Consider the following 2,539-nt stretch of genomic DNA (forward strand, 5'->3'; position numbering starts at 1 on the left):
CCCTCGGCCGGCTCGGGCTCGACGACGGGCTCGGCGACCGGCTCGGGCTCGGCGACGGGCGCGACCGGCTCGGCCCGCTCGACGACCGGCTCCGGGGCCGGAGCGGCGGGCGCACCGGCCGGAGCCGACGCACGGCGCGTGGCCCGGCGGCGCGAGCGGCCACGACCGGCCGCGGCCTCCGCCTCGGCGGGGCTGGAGTACAGCTCCTCGTCGGGCCGGAACTCCGGCTCGGGCAGCGCCAGCGGCTCGGCGGCCTCGGCGGCGACCTCGGCCTCCGTCTCGACGGCCTCGACGGCCTCGACGGCCTCGGTGTGCGCCTCGTGCTCGTGCGTGTGCTCCGCGCCCGAGCCGCCCTTGCCGCGCTTCTTGCGCTTGCCGCCACCGCCGCCGACCGAGGTCGGCTGCTCCATGTGCACGATCACGCCGCGGCCGTTGCAGTGCACGCAGGTCTCGGAGAAGGACTCCAGGAGGCCCTGGCCGACCCGCTTGCGGGTCATCTGGACCAGGCCGAGCGAGGTGACCTCGGCGACCTGGTGCTTGGTGCGGTCCCGGCCGAGGCACTCCAGCAGGCGCCGCAGGACGAGGTCGCGGTTGGACTCCAGGACCATGTCGATGAAGTCGATGACGACGATGCCGCCCAGGTCGCGCAGCCGCAGCTGGCGCACGATCTCCTCGGCCGCCTCCAGGTTGTTCCTGGTCACGGTCTCTTCGAGGTTGCCGCCCTGGCCGGTGAACTTGCCGGTGTTGACGTCGACGACGATCATCGCCTCGGTCTTGTCGATCACCAGGGAGCCGCCCGAGGGCAGCCACACCTTGCGGTCGAGCGCCTTGGCGAGCTGCTCGTCGATCCGGTACGTCGCGAAGACGTCGACCTCGGAGGTCCACTTCGACAGACGGTCGGACAGGTCGGGCGCCACGTGGTTCACGTAGCCGTGGATGGTCTGCCAGGCCTCGTCACCGCTGACGATGACCTTGGAGAAGTCCTCGTTGAAGATGTCGCGCACGACGCGGACGGTCATGTCCGGCTCGCCGTACAGCAGGCTCGGCGACGAGGTCGAGATCTGCTTGGACTTCTTCTGGATGTCCTCCCACTGGGCCTGCAGACGCTCGACGTCGCGGCGCAGCTCGTCCTCGCTCGCGCCCTCGGCGGCGGTGCGCACGATGACGCCCGCGTCCTCGGGGACGATCTTCTTGAGGATGGTCTTCAGGCGCGCGCGCTCGGTGTCGGGCAGCTTGCGGCTGATGCCGGTCATCGAGCCCTCGGGCACGTAGACCAGGTAGCGGCCGGGCAGCGAGACCTGGCTGGTCAGGCGGGCGCCCTTGTGGCCGATCGGGTCCTTGGTGACCTGGACGAGGACGGACTGGCCGGACTTGAGGGCGGTCTCGATGCGGCGCGGGCCGTTGGCCAGGCCGAGCGCCTCGAAGTTGACCTCACCGGCGTACAGGACCGCGTTGCGGCCCTTGCCGATGTCGATGAAGGCGGCCTCCATGGACGGCAGCACGTTCTGGACCTTGCCCAGGTACACGTTGCCGACGTACGAGGTCGACTGCTCCTTGTTGACGTAGTGCTCGACGAGGATGTTGTCCTCGAGCACGCCGATCTGGGTGCGCTCGCCGTTCTGGCGGACGACCATCACGCGCTCGACGGCCTCGCGGCGGGCCAGGAACTCGGCCTCGGTGATGATCGGGACGCGGCGGCGGCCCTGCTCGCGGCCCTCGCGGCGGCGCTGCTTCTTGGCCTCCAGGCGCGTGGAGCCCTTGATGGACTGCACCTCGTCGACGGAGACGGGCTTGTCGTCCTTCTTGCGGGGCTCGCGGACCTTGACGACGGTGCGCTCGGGGTCGTCGGTGCCCGGCTCGGCGTCCGTGGCGGCGTCACCGGCGCGACGGCGGCGGCGACGACGGCGACGGCTGCTGCTGGAGCCGGAGGCACCGGCGCCGTCCTGCTCGTCGGCCGCGTCCTCGTGGTCCTCGGCGTCCTGCTCCTCGGCGTCCTCGTCCTCGCCCTCCTCGTCGGCGGAGGCCTCGGAGTCGGTGTCGGACTCGGCGTCGGCGGACTCGCCGCGGCGACGGCGACGGCCACCGCGACGGCGGCGGCGGGTGGGCCGCTCGTCCTGCTCGTCGTGCTCGTCGGCCTGCTCCTCCGGCTCCTCCACCTCGGCCTCGGCCTCGGTGTCGGCGGCGGGCTCGGCCTCGGCGGCGGGGCGGCGGCGCTCGGCGGCCGGCTGCTCGTCCGCGGCGCGGCGGCGACGGCGACGACGGCCGGTCTGCTCCTCCTCGGCGACGGCGGGCTGCGCGGGCTCGGCCTGGACCTCAGGCTCGGGCTCGCTCACCTCGGCGGCCTCGGCGGCGGCCGCGGCGGCGGCGCGCTCGGGCGTCTGGAACATCGGCTCGGTGAAGACCGGCGCCTGGAAGACGGCGACGGACGGGCGCTTCGGGCGGCCGCCCTCGGAGTCGTCCTTCGCCGGGGTCGGGGGCATGGGTCGCGGGGCGCCGCGAGCCCGCGCGGGCGGGCGGGGGGGGGGGCGCAGGGCGCCCG

General features: G+C 73.8%; 1 protein-coding gene. It reads right to left on the reverse strand.

The features are described 5' to 3' along the window. Positions 1-2,539: Rne/Rng family ribonuclease (locus ACFW9D_RS38290; RefSeq protein ID WP_384630092.1), on the reverse strand; the 2,539-nt coding region annotated here is incomplete at both ends.

The sequence above is a fragment of the Streptomyces sp. NPDC059524 genome, from assembly GCF_042749255.1.
GTDB classification, from domain to species: domain Bacteria; phylum Actinomycetota; class Actinomycetes; order Streptomycetales; family Streptomycetaceae; genus Streptomyces; species Streptomyces xanthii.